This is a genomic window from Sphingomonas azotifigens NBRC 15497, assembly GCF_002091475.1.
GTDB lineage: Bacteria > Pseudomonadota > Alphaproteobacteria > Sphingomonadales > Sphingomonadaceae > Sphingomonas > Sphingomonas azotifigens.
The window spans coordinates 117603-133483 of sequence record NZ_BCTR01000001.1; the positions used below are offsets into that span (position 1 = coordinate 117603).

Sequence of the window (15881 nt, forward strand, 5' to 3'; positions counted from 1 at the left end):
TCGCCGCTAAACGTCGGATTCTGAGAGAGATCCCGTTCGACGCGCCGTTTTGTGACGGCCGTTATGTCCCCACGAAAGGCCGGCAGCAGCCGACCAACGCGGCACATTGCGTTCGCCGATGCGATCGACGGCTTTCGCTGAAACCCGCCATTCGGCGGGCGCAAATAACCGCTCTGCAATGCTCCCGACTACGGTTGTTCTGCTGGGCCGCGGTCGCCCCTCTGCGCCATCAACGCAATAGTCCATGTTGGCGTTGCGCTCCAGCACTGCGACCACGCGCCAATTGAGCGTTCGACATGGTCGTGCGCGCTGGTGATTTGCTCAGCATAGCAGAGGAAATCACCATGAAACCCTTGATGAAACCCCTACACCTGGTTGCGGCGGCTGAGCAGCACCGTAACCAAACCGTTGCGGCCTTGGATGCTGTCCCGTCTGCGCATAATGTTCTGATTGAAAGTCACGATAAAAGAGCGAGTAAAGAATGTCAGATGAGATGACTACAACGCAGACCATCGCAGCGAAGCCGAAGGCAACAGGCGGCGTACCTAACCGCGCTGGCTGATGTCTGGCTATGTGCGGCGCTGCTGAATCCGCCGCGCGGAATCTCTACGTTGCTTAGACCCAGTTGCCGTAAAAATTTCAACCGTACGAAGATGCGGAAGAGGAAGGTCCAGGTCCTCGCGGCGAGGATGCCGACCGCTGCCTTGCCGTGCCGACCGTACGCTTCTATCAACGCAACGCTTTCGGCATTCCTCGCCGCGAGCACAGATCGCGCTGGTGTTCCGAAAGGAACTTAAAAGGGAACGCGGTGAAGGCGGCATGCCGCCCTAATCCGAGGCTGTCCCTGCAACTGTAAGCGGTGAGCGAGACGCACGGGCTTCCTTCCACGGAAGCAGCCACTGGGCCTCAGGGTCTGGGAAGGCGTGCATCGAGCGACGACCCGTGAGCCAGGAGACCTGCCGGCGTCTGGTCGCTCTTGCCCTGGTCCAGGGGATGGCCGCGGCACGGTGTACTCCGTCTGAGCGACGAACGAGCGGCGGGAGCCGCATCGGTCACGTGCGTCGGTCGCCCATGGCGTCCGGCCGGCGCCGTGCGCCGACCGTTCGTGTGAACGGCACGCTCCCGCCCGACGTCGACGACGCCGGGGGTATGTTTGATGAATCTTCTGTCCGTTTCGCGGTTCGCGACCGTGTTCGCTTTTGCCGCTGCCCTCCAGCCAGCCCATGCGCAGACCGAGGACGCGGCCGAAACGCTGGTTGTCACCGGTACCAGCCTCGAGGAGACGCTGCCGCGCCAGCGTGCCCGCTATGGTAGCGATCTCGCCGTCCTCACCGAAACCCAGGTCCGCGACAGCGGCGCGGTCGATGTCGCGAGTGCGCTCCGCACGGTCCCGGGCCTCTACGTGCAGCCCGGCAGCGGGCCGTTCAGCTATGTCGACGTCTCGCTGCAAGGCTCTCGGACGCAGGACGTGCTGTGGACGGTCGACGGCATTCGCATCAACAACCGACTCTACGGCAGCACCTCGCCCAACGACACCCTGCCCGCCAGCATGATCGAGCGGGTCGAGGTGCTGAAGGGCGGCGAGAGCCTGTTCTACGGCACCCAGGCCGCGGCCGGCGTGATCAATATCGTCACCCGCGACTTCGCCGACCGCTTCGGCGGGCAGGTAGACGCCAGCGTCGACAGCTTCGCCGGCACCAACCTCGGCGGCTATGTGCGTGGTGGATCAGGCCGGCACCAGTTCGTCGCATGGGGTGCGTACAATCGCTCCGAAGGATACCAGCCCTTCAGCCGGATGGAGCCGAGCGCGACCGATCGCGCCCGCGGCTACGACCTGTGGTCGGTCGGCGGCAAATATCGCTACGATCTCGGCCCCGACTGGCGATTCAGCCTTCAATATATCCACACCGAGGCGAAGCTCGACAATCTGAGCCCCACCCGCACTCGCGAGAGCCGCAACGATCGCAACGAAGAGATCGCCAGCGTTCGGCTCGATTATGTCGGCAACGACGTGGTGCAGTTGTTCCTCAAGGGATATTTCCACGACTGGAAGACCGCCTATGTCCAGATCCGCAATCCCGTGGGCGGCGGCGCGCCGATCGTGGTGTATCCGGCCGGCACCTTCTGGGGCTTCAAGGACTATGGCGGCAGTGCGCTGGTGCAGCTGCGGCCGCATCGCGGGCTGGACTATCTGATCGGCTATGATTTCCAGCAGTTCAGCGGCCGCGACGACGTGCTTCGGATCGCCGCGACCCGGGAACGCGTCCATGCCGGTACCTTCCAGATCCGCACCAACGACGATCTTTCACGCCGCGCGCGCCTCTCGGCGGGGGTACGATACAATGACGGCAGCGGATCGCGGAAGGCGGTGTGGAACGTCTCCGGTCGCATCGAACTGACCGACACCCTGTTCGTGCAGGCCAATGGCGGGACGTCGTTCCTGTTGCCCAGCGCCTCGCAGCTCTACCAGATCGATCCGTGTTGCGAGCTGGGTAATCCGAACCTCAAGCCCGAGGAGAGCCTGAGCATCAATGCCGCCATCGGCGGCACCCTCGCCGGCGGTTTGCTCCACTGGCAGGGGACGGTCTTCGCCCGCCGCATCGATCATCTGATCGACATCGACACGACCAACCCCGCCTATCCCGACGGCATCTACACGAACTCGGCATCCCGCGTGAACGTGCGCGGTGCCGAGGTGGTGCTGGGCGCGGTGATCGCCGATGCCTGGCACCTGGACGCGAGCTACACCTATGCCCGCGCGCGTACCGAGGGCTCGTCGCTCCAGCGTGACCGCACCCCCGAGCAACTGGCGCGCGGCACGGTCGCGTGGCGTCCCCGGCGGCTGCCGGTGGGGGCCAGTGCCTCGGTCAACTGGGTCGGCGACGCCTATGCCACGGCGAGCGGCTTCGGGCGCCGCAACTATGGCAACTATGCGATCGTCGATGCCGGCCTGACCCTCTTCCCCGATGCGGCACGCCGCCACCGCTTCGGCATCAACGTGGAGAATCTGTTCGATCGCGACTATGCGACGCGCGGTTTCCAGTCTGCCGTTCCGGATAGCGGGGTGGGGCGGTTCCTCTACTTCACCCGCGGTGTACCGCGGACACTGCGGGTCAGCTACGGCCTAGGCTTCTGACGATGCCCAAGGCGGTCCTCATACTGCACCGCTGGCTGGGCGTCATCATCGGCATGGTGATGACGCTCTGGTGCCTGTCCGGCTTCGTCATGATGTATGTCGACTATCCTCGCCTGACACCGGCGGAGCAGGTGCGGGGGCTGCCGCCGCTGCGGCTGCCCGCAGCGGCGGCTCTGGCACGGATTGACCTGCCGGATGATCTAGAGCTGGCCTCGGCACGGCTGGAGACCATGGCGGGCCGGACGATTTTGCGCGTCGTTCCCGCCACGGCGCCAGAGCGGCGGATCGAGCCGGTTCGGTCGATTCCGGGCAGCTACGATCTCGCCAGGGGAGTTCCACTGGCCGCGTTGTCCCCGTCCGACCTGCGTCGGGTCGCCTCCGACTATGCCGAGCAGGCCGGTGTAGCAGGCGCATCGGCACGCGTGGTGGAGACCGGCATCGACCAGTGGACGGTGCAGACCTTTCGCCGCGACCGTCCGCTCTTCCGCGTCGACTATGCCGACCCCGCCGGCACCACCGTGTACATTGCCGGCAAGCGTGGCGAGGTGGTTCAGCAAACGACGCGGTTCGAGCGCTTCTGGGGCTGGTTCGGTGCAGTGCCGCATTGGCTCTATCCCGTGCTCCTGCGGCAGAATTCCGCGCTCTGGAGCCAGGTGGTGATCTGGACCTCGCTGATCGGTTGCTTCCTGACGGTAACCGGCCTCTGGGTCGGGATCGCCCGGCTGCGCCGAAGGAGGGACGGCAGCTTCGGTTCGCCCTACAAAGGGCTGTGGTGGTGGCACCACGTCCTCGGACTCGCCTTCGGGGTGCTGACGCTGACCTGGGTGGCGAGCGGGCTGTTCTCGATGAACCCGTGGGGCTTTCTCGGCAGCAGCGCCGGGGCCGTCGAGCGCCAGCGGCTCGCCGGGCCGATGACCTGGGGCGCGCTGCGCACCGCTTTGGCGCGGATCAAGCAGATCCCGGCCGATACGCGGCGGCTGGAAAGTGCTCCGCTAGGAGGGGACATATTCCTGCTGGCCGTCAACGGCGCGGGGGTAGTCACGCGCTTCGATGCTGAGGGGCGGCTAGCGCCACTGCGGCGTGACGAGCTGGCGGCAGCGCTGCGGTCCGGGCCGCCGGTTGCCAGCCTCACGCTGCTGACCGTAGAGGACACCTATTATTACGGCCACAAGGTTCCGGCGGCGCTGCCGGTTTGGCGGGCGGACTTGGCGGACGGGCAAGCGACGCGGCTCTACATCGATGCCGATAGCGGCGCGCTGCTCCGCACGCTTGACGGCAATGCCCGCGCTTCTCGCTGGCTGCAAGACGGCCTCCACCGGTTCGACCTGCCAGGCCTTCGGGCACGGCCTGTTTGGGATTTGGTCGTGCTGCCGCTGCTCGGCATGGTCACGTTGGTTTGCGCCACTGGTAGCTGGATGGGGCTGCGCAAGGCAAAGCGAGACTTGCGCCGCGTGCTTCGGCGACGCCGCGTGGGTTCGGCGCAAGCGCCTCCCTCTTCTGGGTAGCGCGCGCCAGCCGCGTAAACCCGCGGTCCGTTGTACCCAATGCTGTCCGTTGAATCTTCCTTTGTGGAAAGGTAGGGCAATAGAAAACCGCCGCATCAACCATTTTCGATGGGCGAAATGCGGCGGTTATCATCGCATTAACAAAAACTGGACGGTCAACACCGCCGCTCAATAGGCAATGGCGACCTTGCGGCGACGGTAGCGCACGGCCGCACCGACTGTTCCAAAGCCGACCAGCATCATGGCCCACGTAATCGGTTCGGGGACGGCAGAAGTCTGCAACTCGGTTCTCAATACTCCGAGCGTGCCTTCATAGGACATACCCGATCCGTTTGAGTAGGCGGCATATACCGTTGTCTCTGGCTGGTCCGTTCGCAGAAAGACGCCGAAGCCATTGACAGCGGGATTGTCATTATGCCCCCATGTGGCTCCAGGATTGGTGCTGAGCATGATCTTTTTGAGATAAGCATTGTACGCAAACGTAACGGGCTTCGTCCATCCGAGGTTGAGCATATGGATGGTCAGTCCGCTGGACGTCGGGGCGATATCTGCTGAATCGTCGAAGGCGACGTCGAAATCAGCGACCAGTCCCGAGAGTACGGGGGTGTTGCTTTGATATTGAAAGCCGCTGGAATATGAAAGCTTGTAGTTCAGGTTAACCAGCGCAGCATTGGCCGGAACAGCGCAAAGCATGGCCGCTATGGTGGTTACTGCAAAAATAGCCTTCTTCACAATGTATCTCCTCGCGTTCGCGTTGCCTGCGATCACGGATAGGCGGCTGTCGGTCGCTGACAGATGCCCCGATTACCGCGCTGATGCGTCTTCAACGATGGCTTGGAATATCTGCGATCGATCCGGTCCTTCGGCGATGTGCAGCACGACCCAGGAATTCGCGCGACGTGCGACCAGCACCCGGATCCTGTCATTGAACAGGCCGTCCGCCAGACCGGTCGGCGCGACCTTGCCGGAGTTGAGGATCAGGGCACCCATGTCGCGCCCACAGGCCGTGCCGACGCACGAATACGCCATCGAGAAGCCTGCTCTCTTCAGCAAATCGACATAATAGCGCTCGATCTGCAATGGCGCGGTGGCCGGCTTAATCCGATAGTCGATATGGGTGACCTTGCCTTCCACCACCGTTCGATTGGTTTGCGTCTCGACATTGGCGATCGGGCCCGTCGGGATGACGATCTCGTCCAGCGAGGGTGCGCGATAGCCGTCGATGACGGCTTGGGGATAGCGCGGCAGCATCGGGTGATCCTCGCCGTCGCTGTCTTGCGCCAGCGACGGGCTGCTCAGGGTGAACAACACAGCGGTAAAGCAGAGTAGACTCTTTTTCATCAATGTTCCTTCTGCTGCCTTAAACAGTTCGCCCGATATGCAGTTAATAGAATGGCATTACTATTCTAAAATGCATGATTGAACATTAGACATGTCTCGATTTTTACCGACCGCCGTAAATATTTACTATATACTTCATCGTCCTATTTGTGCGATGAACTCTTTTTGATCGGTATTAAAGCATGATGGCTGCCAACAGCGCTGCAGTATCCGCCGCTCGGAGGCGGAAAGCCGGAAGGCTCGTGGCCGCGATTGCGCCGCCAGCGTTGCTATGGCCGGCGCTCGATACTCTTCCAAGACCACGAGCCTCCCTGCCCAGTGTGTTGCTGTCCTAACGCAGCTGCATCGCTGCTGCAAGGCTCCGTGGTGGCGGCTGATTTCCCGTTTTACCATCGCTTCCGAGAACACCGCGCACTCCGCAACCCGGCTTGCACGCTGATAGAACCGTGCCAACGATCGGACCTTATGTCGTCGCAGGCCGCCTGAAGACAGGCAACGCACCGGCTGCGGTGTTCCCGGGCGTTCGCGCTATCCCGCCGCGTGGCCATACGCCAGGCCAGAGCGGCTACATGATCGAGAGCCGGACCAACGGCTTTTGCTGTGGGGCGATGTCATTCACACGCGAGGGCGCGCCTGGCGACCCAAATGCCGTCGTTCCCGTCGCATGCGGTGAATGACCGGGGCTGGCGGAAGCGGCCTTGGCCCATAGCGGGCCGGTGGGTGCGAACCGCTGCGATGGTCTCGGGAAAGGTGACGGGCGGCCCGTTATCCCGCCCGCGCCTGGTTTCAGTCGACCCCGTCGAACCGCTCGTCGACCATCTTCTCGCTCAACGCCCAAAGCGCGTCCGCCCGGTCCGGATCGAGCGCGTAGGGTTGAACGCCGCCGCGCACCTCGGGATTGTCGGCGACCTCGGCGACATGGCAGTCCTCGCAATAGCGACCGCCGACCGCATCGCCATCGGCGACGACCGCGGCCCAGACGCTGGTCGCCGCACCCTGGGGCACCGTCTTGTAGCGGAACGGCGGCAGACCGGCGGCGGCGTTGCGTTCGTTGATGGCGCGGATCATCTCTGCCTCCGCCACGGGAGCGGTGTATCGGCCGAGGTCGGTCTTGATCCCGCCGGGGTGCACCGCCGCTGCCCGGATGCCGCGGGACCCAAAGCGACGATCGAAGCCGACCGCGAACAGCACATTGGCCGTCTTGGATCGGCCATAGGCGATGAAGGGGGCATAAGGGGTATGCTCGAAATTGGGGTCCTCGAGGTCCACGTCGGCGAAGCGGTGCCCCGCGGACGCGACCGACACCACCCGTCCGCCCGAAGCGATCAGCGGCGCGATGCGATTGACGAGCAGGAAGTGACCCAGATGGTTCGTGCCGAACTGCGTCTCGAACCCATCCACGGTATGGCCGAACGGCGTCGCCATAACGCCCGCGTTGTTGATCACGACGTCGATGGGGCGCCCGTCGGCGAGCAGTGCATCGGTGCATGCACGCACGTTGGCGAGATCGGCAAGGTCCAGTTGCACCAGCTCCAAGCTTCCCGCGCCAGCGAACGCCGCCTCGCGAACGACGGCGGTTGCGCCCGCCGCCTTTGCAAGATCGCGCGCTGCACCGACCACCTGGGCACCATGCGCGGCGAGCGCACGCGCCGTTTCCACGCCCAGACCGGCGGACACACCCGTTATGAGGATACGCTTCCCGGATAGATCGACCCCTTCCAGCACGTCGTCGGTGGTGGTGCAATCATTGAACTCCATCGTCATGTCCAACGCTCCAATTTGCCATCGCGCCGCCACGAGATCGTCTTGCCTGAACGTTTTCCCTCGCCCGATCGGCGCGAAATCTTGCCCGATCGTCTCACGCGCGTTGCAACGAACGCCGCGCAGGACCATGGATCGGTCATGCAGGAGCAACTCTGCCCCTTGCGCGATCTTGTCGCGCGCCACGCTCGCGGGGACCGGACCGAGAGCGCCATTGCCGGCCTGACATTGCTGCGTGCGACCGAGCCGAGCCCGGCCGCGTCGGGCGTCCTTGAGCCGCGTTTGTGCATCGTCTTGCAGGGCGCGAAGCAGGTGACGATCAATGGCGAGACCTATCGCTACGATCCCGCCAGCTATTTCGTCGCCAGTGTCGCCGTTCCCGCCAGCGGCTGCGTCAGCGACGCGAGTGCAGATGCGCCCTATCTGGCGGTGAGCGTGGCGGTCGACCGCGCCGCCATCGGTGCGCTGCTGGACGAATTGCCGGACCAATTGCCCGCCTCGCCGCGCGGCTTCGCAGTGAACACCGTCACCGCGCCGTTGTTGGGTGCATTGCGCGGGCTGCTGGAACTGCTCGACATGCCGCAGGATATTCCCGTCCTCGGACAGGCCCGGCATCGCGAACTGCTGTATCGACTGCTCCAGAACGACGACGGACAACTGCGCCAGATCGCGCGGGAGGTTAGCCGATTGTCGCGCATCCATCGCGCGATTGGCTGGCTCCGTGCCCATTATGACGAAACCATACGTATTGACGAACTCGCCGATCTGGCCGGCATGAGCCGCGCGTCGTTTCACCGTCACTTCAAGGCGGCGACATCGATGAGCCCGCTGCAATTTCAGAAGACCCTGCGACTTCAGGAGGCGAGGCGCCTGTTGCGCGATACCGGCAGCGCGCAGATGAGCGCACACCGGGTCGGCTACGAAAGCGCCTCGCAGTTCAGCCGCGACTATGCCCGGCTGTTCGGTCTGCCACCTGCGCGGGACGCTGCGCGCCTGCGGGCAAGGCCGGCCGAGCAGATCGACGCCTAATGCCAACCTGCACGGAGAAGAACCTATCTTCGTCCTCCACATCGTCACCCCGGCGAAAGCCGGGGTCCATTGCGGTCTCGCTATCGGCGTTTGCTGAGACCGAGAGGCGAATGGATCCCGGCTTTCGCCGGGATGACGGGGATAGGCTGGAGGAGACGGTATCAACGCAGCCTGGTATCAGCATGTCAGATGGCCCGCCTCCATTGGTGAAGGAGCGCCCGAGAATCGGCGTGTCCGGCGGCTGGAACTGAGTAGAATGGGAAATGCGGCGCAGCGAATAATATCGCTGCGCCGCTAGGCCTTGGCCCGTGTTCTTGCGGATCAGTCTGCTGTCTTCCGGACCTCACCGCGGCCCATTGCGGAGACCAGTGCGTCACCGGATCCCGTGAAGTTCGCCGCGGGCAGCGTTGCAGTCTTGTCCTTCACGCGGACGAGCACCTGCTGGACCGCACCGGTGCCAGAGGTCCGCACCGACTGCACCGTCCCGATCGCGTGGCCCTTCGCGTCGGTGACGACCATCCCGGGCGTCACCGGGAAGGCACCAGCGCCGCTCGCCGCCGCCGAGCCGGCAAGGGCCAGCGTGCCGCTGCTGGACGCGACGGCGCCGCTGGCGGAGTGCGCAGCGCCGGCGGCCACGTCACCGGGGTTGGGCGCAGCGTTGCGGACCCGGCTGAGCGTCGTCTCCGCGCCCGTCCGCGTGGCGCCGACGGCCCCGCTGGTCGCCTCGCGCAGGTTGGTCACAGCGGCAGTGGCATTCCCGCGTACCGCGGAAGCGGTGCTGCGGGTGCCGTGCACCGCATTACCGGCCGCGCTGCGGACCGCATCGGTGCCGATCAGCTGCGCGTCGGCGCTGCCGCTGCCGCGTGCGCTCCCCGAGGCGGTGCCGCTGACGGCGTGATCGCCCATGCGGGCGCTGTTCGCAATGGCCGAGTCCAGGCTGGTTTCGTTCGAGGCCTTGACGTGCCCCTTGCGGGTGTCGACGCTGCGTTCGCTCCGGGTCGAGCCGCGCAGGCTGCCGGTTGCGTCGCCGGCGATCGGCAGGTCGCGCGAGGAGCGCTCGAACGTGCTGCCGAGCATGCCGGGACCGCCCATCGGGCCGCCAAGGCCGCCGAGCGTACCGCCCAGGCTGCCACCGAGCCCGCCGCCACCGAGGATCTGCGCCGAGGCGGGGGTTGCGACGGCAATGGCGAGAAGTGCGCTGGCGCCAAGGATCTTGATCATGTCCATTCTCCCAAAAAGCTACTGACATGGGGAGAACGGGGCCCGGCTTCGGTTTAATCCCGAGAACGACGAAAATTTTGCGGGCGAGAATTTGTCTTTTGGAATCAGCCTATTGGGCAGGCGTGCGGCATGCTTCGCAGACAATACCGCGCCCGAATACCGGGTCTGGCCCACGCGCGCCGGCGTCGCGTGCGACGGCGTTCACCTTCGCGATCGCTGCTTGGAGCTGGCCTGCGCTTGCCGCCGGATAGAAGCGCGCGAGCGTGGCCGCGACCAGCGGCGCGGCAAAGGAGGTGCCGCGCACCCGCATCGTCCGGCCGCTGGCCCCCATCGCCAGCATGTCGGCGCCGGGGGCAGCATAGTCGAGATGGCTTGCCCGCCCGGCTTCGATCAGCACTCGGGCTCGCGCGTCCACCCCGGTGACGGCGAGGACGCCGGGATAGGAGGCGGGATAGGCGGGCGGCGCCGCTGGTCCGTTGTTGCCCACCGCGGCGACGATCGCGGTGCCGCGGGCCTGCGCCGCCGCGATCACCTTGCCCAGCACCGGATTGGCGGGGCCCGTCAGACTGATCGTCACCACGCTCACCCGGTGCTCCACCATCCACCCGATGGCGCGGGCGATGGCGGTGGCGTTGCCACCGGCAGGATCCGTCCCATAGACATCGGCCGAGGCGATCCGCGCGCCGGGCAGGCCGCCCCGCACGATCCCCGCGCCGCTGATCAGCGAGGCGACGGCGGTGGCATGGTCGCTGTCGCGCGGGGCGCCGCTGGCAAAACCGGCTCGGAGCGTCGCGCCTGCGACGCCGCCATCGATGACGCCCACCACCGTGCCGCCTCCCATGTCGGCAGGCGCAGGCTTGGCGGGCACGCTGCCGCTCGTCGCATGGAGCTGATCGGCGGTGACGCCGCTCGCGCCCAGTTTCCGGAGTTCACGGATCGCCTGGCCGAGCGAGCGGCCGTGCGGCACGGCGAGGCGGGCATAGCGGACCCCCAGCACCTCCTCGCGCGTGAGCACACCATAGCCCCTGGCCTGCAGTGTCGCGAGCATTGCCTCGTCCGGATCATCGACCACGACTTCGCCCGCGCGCGCGGGATTGCCGTCCGGATCCAGCGCGATGCGGTCGGGATACGCGCGAACCAGCCTGGCGGCCGTGCTGCGCCGAATCGCCTCAAGCCGCTGCGCGACGCGATCGGTGGTGCTCTCCAACGCATCATCGACGCGGCTGAGGAGCCGATCGGGAGACAGCGGCGCGGGCAGGTGCGGAACGGGCGGCACCAGCTGGGCGAGCGCGGGCGTTGCCGCGAGTAGCGGAACGAGCCCGATCGAGTGCCATAGCCGTCGCATCGTCCCATTATCCTTGCACAAGATTTCGAAGCTGTGGATGAAACGGTGCAGGCCACACGTTTCATCCACGAACAAGGGACCCTGCGGTTGGCGGCTTTTGAGGACGATCTGCTCGCGTTGCTGCCGCGTCTGCGGCGGTTCGCGCGTGCGCTCGCCCGAAACCCCGCCGATGCCGACGATCTTTGCCAGATGGCGCTGGAAAAGGCGTTGCTGGGCAAGGCGTCCTGGCAGCCGGGGACGCGAATGGATAGCTGGATGTATCGGATCATGCGCAACAGCTGGATCGACATGGCGCGTAGCCGGCAGCGCGCCGGACAGACCTTCCTCGATGCCGATGCGGGCGCCGATATCGGCGTGGACGGCGGTGCCGAGGCACGGATCGCGCTCAGCGAGGTCGATGCGGCGCTGCATGCGCTTCCCGACGAGCAGCGCGAGGCGGTGGCGCTCGTGCTGGTCGAGGGGCTGGCCTACAAGGAAGCGGCCGAGGTGCTCGACGTGCCGATGGGCACACTCACCTCGCGGCTGGTGCGCGGGCGGCAGGCGTTGATGGCACGGCTGGGAGAAACCTTGTGAGCATCGATCCCGCACTGCTGATGGCCTATGCCGATGGCGAGCTTGGCCCGATCGAGGCGAAGCGCGTCGAGCGGGCGATCGCCGCCGACCCGGCGCTCGGCGAGGAAGTCGCGCGCCACCGGGCATTGCGGGCCAGGCTCGATGGCCATTTCGCCGCGGTGGCGCAGGAGCCGGTGCCCGAGCATCTCGCGGCCATGCTCCGCCCACGCGTCGTCGAGCTGCCGGCGCGCCGCCGTACCGTTCGCATGCCGGCATGGGCGCCATGGAGCGGGGCCGTCGCGGCGGCGCTGGTGCTCGGGCTCTTCGTCGGCAAGGGGCTACCCGAGCAGGGCGTGGTCCGGACGCGCGACGGGCAGCTCTATGCCGCCGGATCGCTGGCGGGGGCGCTCGACCAGCAGCTCGCCGCCAATGGCGGTGCGGTGCAGATGGTCGTGAGCTTCCGCGATCGCGAGGGGCGCTATTGTCGGGTGTTCCGGTCGCAGCCAGCGGACGGCATTGCATGTCATGAGGAAAAGGGCTGGGCGCTGCGGCAGACCATGGGCGGCAGCCGCGCCTCGACCAGCGGCTATGCGCAAGCGGGCTCGGCGGATCCCGCCCTGATGGCCGCGGCGCAGGAGCTGATGGCAGGGGACCCGCTCGATGCCGCGGCCGAGGCACGGGCGCGGGCCGCCGGATGGAAATAGCGGCGACGGGCTATGCGCCGCTCCACGCCGGTCGGCGCTGGGTCTTGCCGGCGCTGGTGGCCCATAGCGCCACCAGCCCGATCAGCGAGGTCACGGCCCCGGCCAGCGCCACCGCCGGATAGCCGAGCCCCGCGGCGATCACGCCGCCCCCCAGCGCCGCGCCGAACGCGTTGCCGAGGTTGAATGCGCCGATATTGACCGCGGCGGCGAGGTTGGGCGCATCCGCGGCCGCGGTCATCACCCGCACCTGCAGCGGCGGCACCAGCGCGAAGCTTGCGACGCCCCACAGGAAGATCAGTACTGCGCTCGGGCCTGCCTGCGGCATCAGCACGGCGAAGGCGACCAGGATGGCGGAGAGGCTGGCCAGCGTGATCAGCAAGGTACGGTCGACCGAGCGATCGGCGAAGCGGCCGCCCAGCCAGTTGCCTGCGGTCAATCCGAGGCCATAGAGCACCAGCATCGCGGTGATGAAGCCCAGCGACGCATGCGTCGCCTCGCGCAGGATCGGGGTGATATAGGTGAACACGGTGAACATCGCGCTCGATCCGACCACGGTCAGCGCCAGCGCGCCCAGCACCTGCTTGCGGGTGAGCACCCGCAGCTCTGCGCGCACGTTGCCGCCCTCGGGTGCGGGGAGCGCGGGCAGGGTCAGGCGCAGTGCTGCCATCGTCAGCACGCCGAGGCCGGCGATGCCCCAGAAGGACGCGCGCCAGCCGAGATGCTCGCCCGCCCAGGTGGCGAGCGGCACGCCCACCACATTGGCAATGGTCAGCCCCATGAACATCGAGGCGACCGCGCTGGCCCGGCGCTCGGGCGCCACCAGCCCCGCCGCCACGACCGAGCCGACCCCGAAAAAGGCGCCGTGGTTGAACGAGGTGAGCACGCGGGCGACGAGCAGCAGCGCATAGCTGTCCGACACGGCGGCAAGCAGGTTCCCCGCGGTGAAGATGCCCGCCAGGCCGATCAGCAGCATCCGCCGCGGCACCCGCCCGGTGGTGAGCGTCATCAGCGGCGCGCCGAGCATCACGCCCAGCGCATAGGCGCTGATCAGCAGCCCCGCCGCGGGGATGGACACCTGCAGGTCATGGGCAATGACGGGCAGCAGCCCCATCGGCGCGAATTCGGTGACGCCGATGCCGAACGCACCGACGGCAAGGGCCAGCAGGCCAAGCTGGTTCTTCATGCGAGCCTCGGGGCCAGGCGGGCAAAGCCCTCCTGCTGGCGATAGGGGGTGTGCGGATAGGGCGGCAGCACCTCGCTGGCGCGATCGAGCGCGGCGATCTGCTCCGGGCTCAGCCTCCAGCCGACGGCGCCGAGATTCTGGCGCAGCTGCGCTTCGTCGCGCGCGCCGATGATCACGGAGGACACAGTCGGGCGCTGCAAGAGCCAGTTGATCGCGATCTGCGGCACGGTCTTGCCGGTCTCGGCGGCGACCGCTTCCAGCGCATCGACGACGCGGTAGAGATGCTCGGGCTCAACCGGCGGCGCGAACTGCTCGGTCGCGTGCAGGCGGCTGCCTTCCGGGATCGGACGATCGCGGCCGATCTTGCCGGTCAGCCGGCCCCAGCCGAGCGGGCTCCATACCAGCGCGCCCACGCCCTGGTCCGCCGCCAGCGGCATCAGGTCCGCCTCATAGGCGCGGCCGATCAGCGAATAATAGACCTGGTGGGCGACCAGCCGCGGCCAGCCATGGCGCTCCGCCACCGCCTGCGCCTTCATCACCTGCCAGCCGGGATAGTTGGAGACGCCGGCATAGCGCACCTTCCCCGAAGCGATCAGCAGGTCGAACGTGCCCATCACCTCCTCGGTCGGCGTGGAGGCGTCGAAGGCGTGGAGCTGGAGCAGGTCGATATGGTCGGTGCCCAGCCGGCGCAGCGCATCCTCCACCGCGCGGATCAGGCGCGCGCGCGAGGCGCCCCAGTCCTGCGGACCGTTGCCCATCGGCAGCCCGGTCTTGGTCGAGACGAGCACCGCGTCGCGGCGGCCGCGGATCGCCGCACCCAGGATTTCTTCCGACGCGCCGCCCGAATAGACGTCGGCGGTATCGAACAGCGTCACCCCGGCATCGAGGCAGATGTCGATCAGCCGGCGTGCCTCGGTCGCATCGCTCTGGCCCCAGGCGCTGAACAGCGGCCCCTGGCCGCCGAAGGTGCCTGCGCCGAAGCTGAGCGCGGGCACGCGCAGACCCGATCGTCCCAATTGCCGATATTCCATGATCATCATCCCATTACCTGTTCGGAGGCAAAGATGGACGGCGTGGCAGCGGCGGTGTAGCTGGAGCGAACGCGAAGGATTTGTGCAATGGACGCAAAGCTGAGCGGCGGCAGCGACCGGGCGCATGCGCTGGCGCTGTTCGCCGCCGTGATCGAGCAGGGCAGCTTCTCGGCTGCGGCCCGCCAGTTGGGCATGAGCCCGTCGGCGGTGGCGCGCGCGGTCGACCGCATCGAGGCCCGGCTGGGCGTGCGCCTGTTGCTGCGCTCCACCCGCGCGCTCTCGCTCACCGCCGAGGGCCGCGCCTATCTGCAGGCGGCGCGGCGGATCCTCGCCGATCTCGACGATGCGGAGCAGCAGATTGCCGACCAGGGCAGTCCGCGCGGGCGGTTGCGGGTCAGCGCGGCGCTGTCGCATGGTCGGCTGTGCGTGGTGCCGCTGCTCGGCACATTCGCCGCACTCTACCCCGATATCCTGATCGACATCGCGCTCACCGACACGCTGGTCGACATCGCCGCCGGGCAGGCCGATGTCGCGGTGCGGTTCGGACCGCTGCCGGACAGCGCGCTTACCGCCCGCAAGCTCGGCGAGACCCGGCGGGTGATCGTCGCGGCACCCGACTATCTCGCGCGCCACGGAACGCCCCGGGTGCCCGAGGACCTGTTCGCGCATAATTGCCTGAACTTCAGCTTCCGTCGTTCCGAACCCGTCTGGCCGTTCCGCCGCGATGGCCACGATTTCGCGCTATCGGTGCGCGGCGGGTTCGAGGCCAATAATGGCGAGACGCTGGGGCAGCTCGCGGCGATCGGAGTCGGTATCGCGCGGGTGGGCGCCTTCAGCGTGGCGGAAGAGATCGCGAACGGCACGCTCGTCCCGCTCCTCGAGGCGTTCAACCCCGGCGACATCGAACAGATCCATGCGGTGTTCGTGGGCGGGCCCAATGTGCCGGCGCGGGTGCGGGTATTTGTGGACTTTCTGGCCACCAACCTTCGCTAGGGTCGTGGGGCGGATACGCCGGCGCATCAGGGCTCCGGTGCGTGCCGTGCTTCCGCAGAGCGGCGATCGACATCGACCAT

At 66.8% G+C, this 15881-nt stretch carries 12 protein-coding genes, 1 pseudogene and 1 riboswitch; of the genes and pseudogenes, 6 read left to right on the plus strand and 7 right to left on the minus strand.

Features of this window, described 5'->3' with window-relative positions; translation table 11 throughout:
• The first annotated feature begins 758 nt into the window (after positions 1-758).
• A riboswitch (cobalamin riboswitch) is annotated at positions 759-978 on the plus strand.
• Between the two features lie 178 nt (positions 979-1156).
• Positions 1157-3136, plus strand: a complete 1980-nt coding sequence (locus SAZ01S_RS00455; RefSeq protein WP_084578956.1) for a TonB-dependent receptor plug domain-containing protein — start codon at positions 1157-1159, stop codon at positions 3134-3136.
• A 2-nt stretch (positions 3137-3138) separates the two neighbouring features.
• Complete coding sequence (locus SAZ01S_RS00460; protein ID WP_084578958.1) at positions 3139-4641, plus strand: PepSY domain-containing protein; 1503 nt, start codon at positions 3139-3141, stop codon at positions 4639-4641.
• A 168-nt stretch (positions 4642-4809) separates the two neighbouring features.
• On the opposite strand, the pseudogene SAZ01S_RS24690 reads toward SAZ01S_RS00460, so the two are convergent.
• The 3 genes and pseudogenes from SAZ01S_RS24690 to SAZ01S_RS00480 form a co-directional block, all read right to left on the minus strand.
• Positions 4810-4917 (minus strand): annotated as a pseudogene (locus tag SAZ01S_RS24690) (PEPxxWA-CTERM sorting domain-containing protein); the annotation flags it as partial.
• Between the two features lie 528 nt (positions 4918-5445).
• Entirely contained in the window at positions 5446-5982 is a 537-nt protein-coding gene (locus SAZ01S_RS00470; protein ID WP_139809854.1) for a hypothetical protein, read from the minus strand.
• A 786-nt stretch (positions 5983-6768) separates the two neighbouring features.
• Positions 6769-7746: an SDR family NAD(P)-dependent oxidoreductase gene (locus SAZ01S_RS00480; RefSeq protein WP_084578962.1), complete on the minus strand. Its 978-nt coding sequence runs from the start codon at positions 7744-7746 to the stop codon at positions 6769-6771.
• 138 nt (positions 7747-7884) lie between these two features.
• Between SAZ01S_RS00480 and SAZ01S_RS00485 the strand changes: the two genes are divergently transcribed.
• The gene (locus SAZ01S_RS00485; RefSeq protein WP_084578964.1) at positions 7885-8772 is read left to right on the plus strand and encodes an AraC family transcriptional regulator; all 888 of its coding nucleotides are present in this window, start codon (positions 7885-7887) and stop codon (positions 8770-8772) included.
• Between the two features lie 321 nt (positions 8773-9093).
• Here SAZ01S_RS00485 and SAZ01S_RS00490 read toward each other — a convergent pair whose 3' ends face one another.
• Both SAZ01S_RS00490 and SAZ01S_RS00495 read right to left on the minus strand, forming a co-directional pair.
• Positions 9094-9993, minus strand: a complete 900-nt coding sequence (locus SAZ01S_RS00490; protein WP_139809856.1) for a hypothetical protein — start codon at positions 9991-9993, stop codon at positions 9094-9096.
• A gap of 109 nt (positions 9994-10102) precedes the next feature.
• Positions 10103-11338, minus strand: a complete 1236-nt coding sequence (locus SAZ01S_RS00495; RefSeq protein ID WP_084578968.1) for a S8 family serine peptidase — start codon at positions 11336-11338, stop codon at positions 10103-10105.
• An 87-nt stretch (positions 11339-11425) separates the two neighbouring features.
• Between SAZ01S_RS00495 and SAZ01S_RS00500 the strand changes: the two genes are divergently transcribed.
• Both SAZ01S_RS00500 and SAZ01S_RS00505 read left to right on the plus strand, forming a co-directional pair.
• On the plus strand, positions 11426-11911 hold the full coding sequence (locus tag SAZ01S_RS00500; protein ID WP_084578970.1) for a sigma-70 family RNA polymerase sigma factor: 486 nt from the start codon (positions 11426-11428) through the stop codon (positions 11909-11911).
• Entirely contained in the window at positions 11908-12594 is a 687-nt protein-coding gene (locus SAZ01S_RS00505; RefSeq protein ID WP_245824453.1) for an anti-sigma factor family protein, read from the plus strand. Before SAZ01S_RS00500 ends, SAZ01S_RS00505 begins: the two co-directional genes overlap by 4 nt.
• 10 nt (positions 12595-12604) lie before the next feature.
• On the opposite strand, the gene SAZ01S_RS00510 is transcribed toward SAZ01S_RS00505, so the two are convergent.
• Together SAZ01S_RS00510 and SAZ01S_RS00515 are read right to left on the minus strand one after the other, a co-directional pair.
• Positions 12605-13777 carry an MFS transporter gene (locus tag SAZ01S_RS00510; RefSeq protein WP_084578972.1) on the minus strand — a complete coding sequence of 391 codons (1173 nt, stop codon included), beginning with the start codon at positions 13775-13777 and terminating at the stop codon, positions 12605-12607.
• The gene (locus tag SAZ01S_RS00515) at positions 13774-14808 is read right to left on the minus strand and encodes an aldo/keto reductase (protein WP_084579284.1); all 1035 of its coding nucleotides are present in this window, start codon (positions 14806-14808) and stop codon (positions 13774-13776) included. The genes SAZ01S_RS00510 and SAZ01S_RS00515 overlap by 4 nt, the downstream gene beginning before the upstream one ends.
• A gap of 87 nt (positions 14809-14895) precedes the next feature.
• On the opposite strand from SAZ01S_RS00515, the gene SAZ01S_RS00520 reads away from it, so the two are divergent.
• Entirely contained in the window at positions 14896-15801 is a 906-nt protein-coding gene (locus SAZ01S_RS00520) for a LysR family transcriptional regulator (protein ID WP_084578974.1), read from the plus strand.
• The last annotated feature ends 80 nt before the right edge of the window (positions 15802-15881 follow it).

Excerpts from the sequence above, each read along its gene's own strand:
- SAZ01S_RS00455 (WP_084578956.1), top strand. The coding sequence starts at position 1,157 with ATGAATCTTCTGTCCGTTTCGCGGTTCGCGACCGTGTTCGCTTTTGCC.
- SAZ01S_RS00485 (WP_084578964.1), top strand. The coding sequence starts at position 7,885 with ATGCAGGAGCAACTCTGCCCCTTGCGCGATCTTGTCGCGCGCCACGCT.
- SAZ01S_RS00490 (WP_139809856.1), bottom strand. The coding sequence starts at position 9,993 with ATGATCAAGATCCTTGGCGCCAGCGCACTTCTCGCCATTGCCGTCGCA.
- SAZ01S_RS00460 (WP_084578958.1), top strand. The coding sequence starts at position 3,139 with ATGCCCAAGGCGGTCCTCATACTGCACCGCTGGCTGGGCGTCATCATC.
- SAZ01S_RS00520 (WP_084578974.1), top strand. The coding sequence starts at position 14,896 with ATGGACGCAAAGCTGAGCGGCGGCAGCGACCGGGCGCATGCGCTGGCG.
- SAZ01S_RS00510 (WP_084578972.1), bottom strand. The coding sequence starts at position 13,777 with ATGAAGAACCAGCTTGGCCTGCTGGCCCTTGCCGTCGGTGCGTTCGGC.
- SAZ01S_RS00515 (WP_084579284.1), bottom strand. The coding sequence starts at position 14,808 with ATGGAATATCGGCAATTGGGACGATCGGGTCTGCGCGTGCCCGCGCTC.
- SAZ01S_RS00495 (WP_084578968.1), bottom strand. The coding sequence starts at position 11,338 with ATGCGACGGCTATGGCACTCGATCGGGCTCGTTCCGCTACTCGCGGCA.
- SAZ01S_RS00480 (WP_084578962.1), bottom strand. The coding sequence starts at position 7,746 with ATGACGATGGAGTTCAATGATTGCACCACCACCGACGACGTGCTGGAA.
- SAZ01S_RS00470 (WP_139809854.1), bottom strand. The coding sequence starts at position 5,982 with ATGAAAAAGAGTCTACTCTGCTTTACCGCTGTGTTGTTCACCCTGAGC.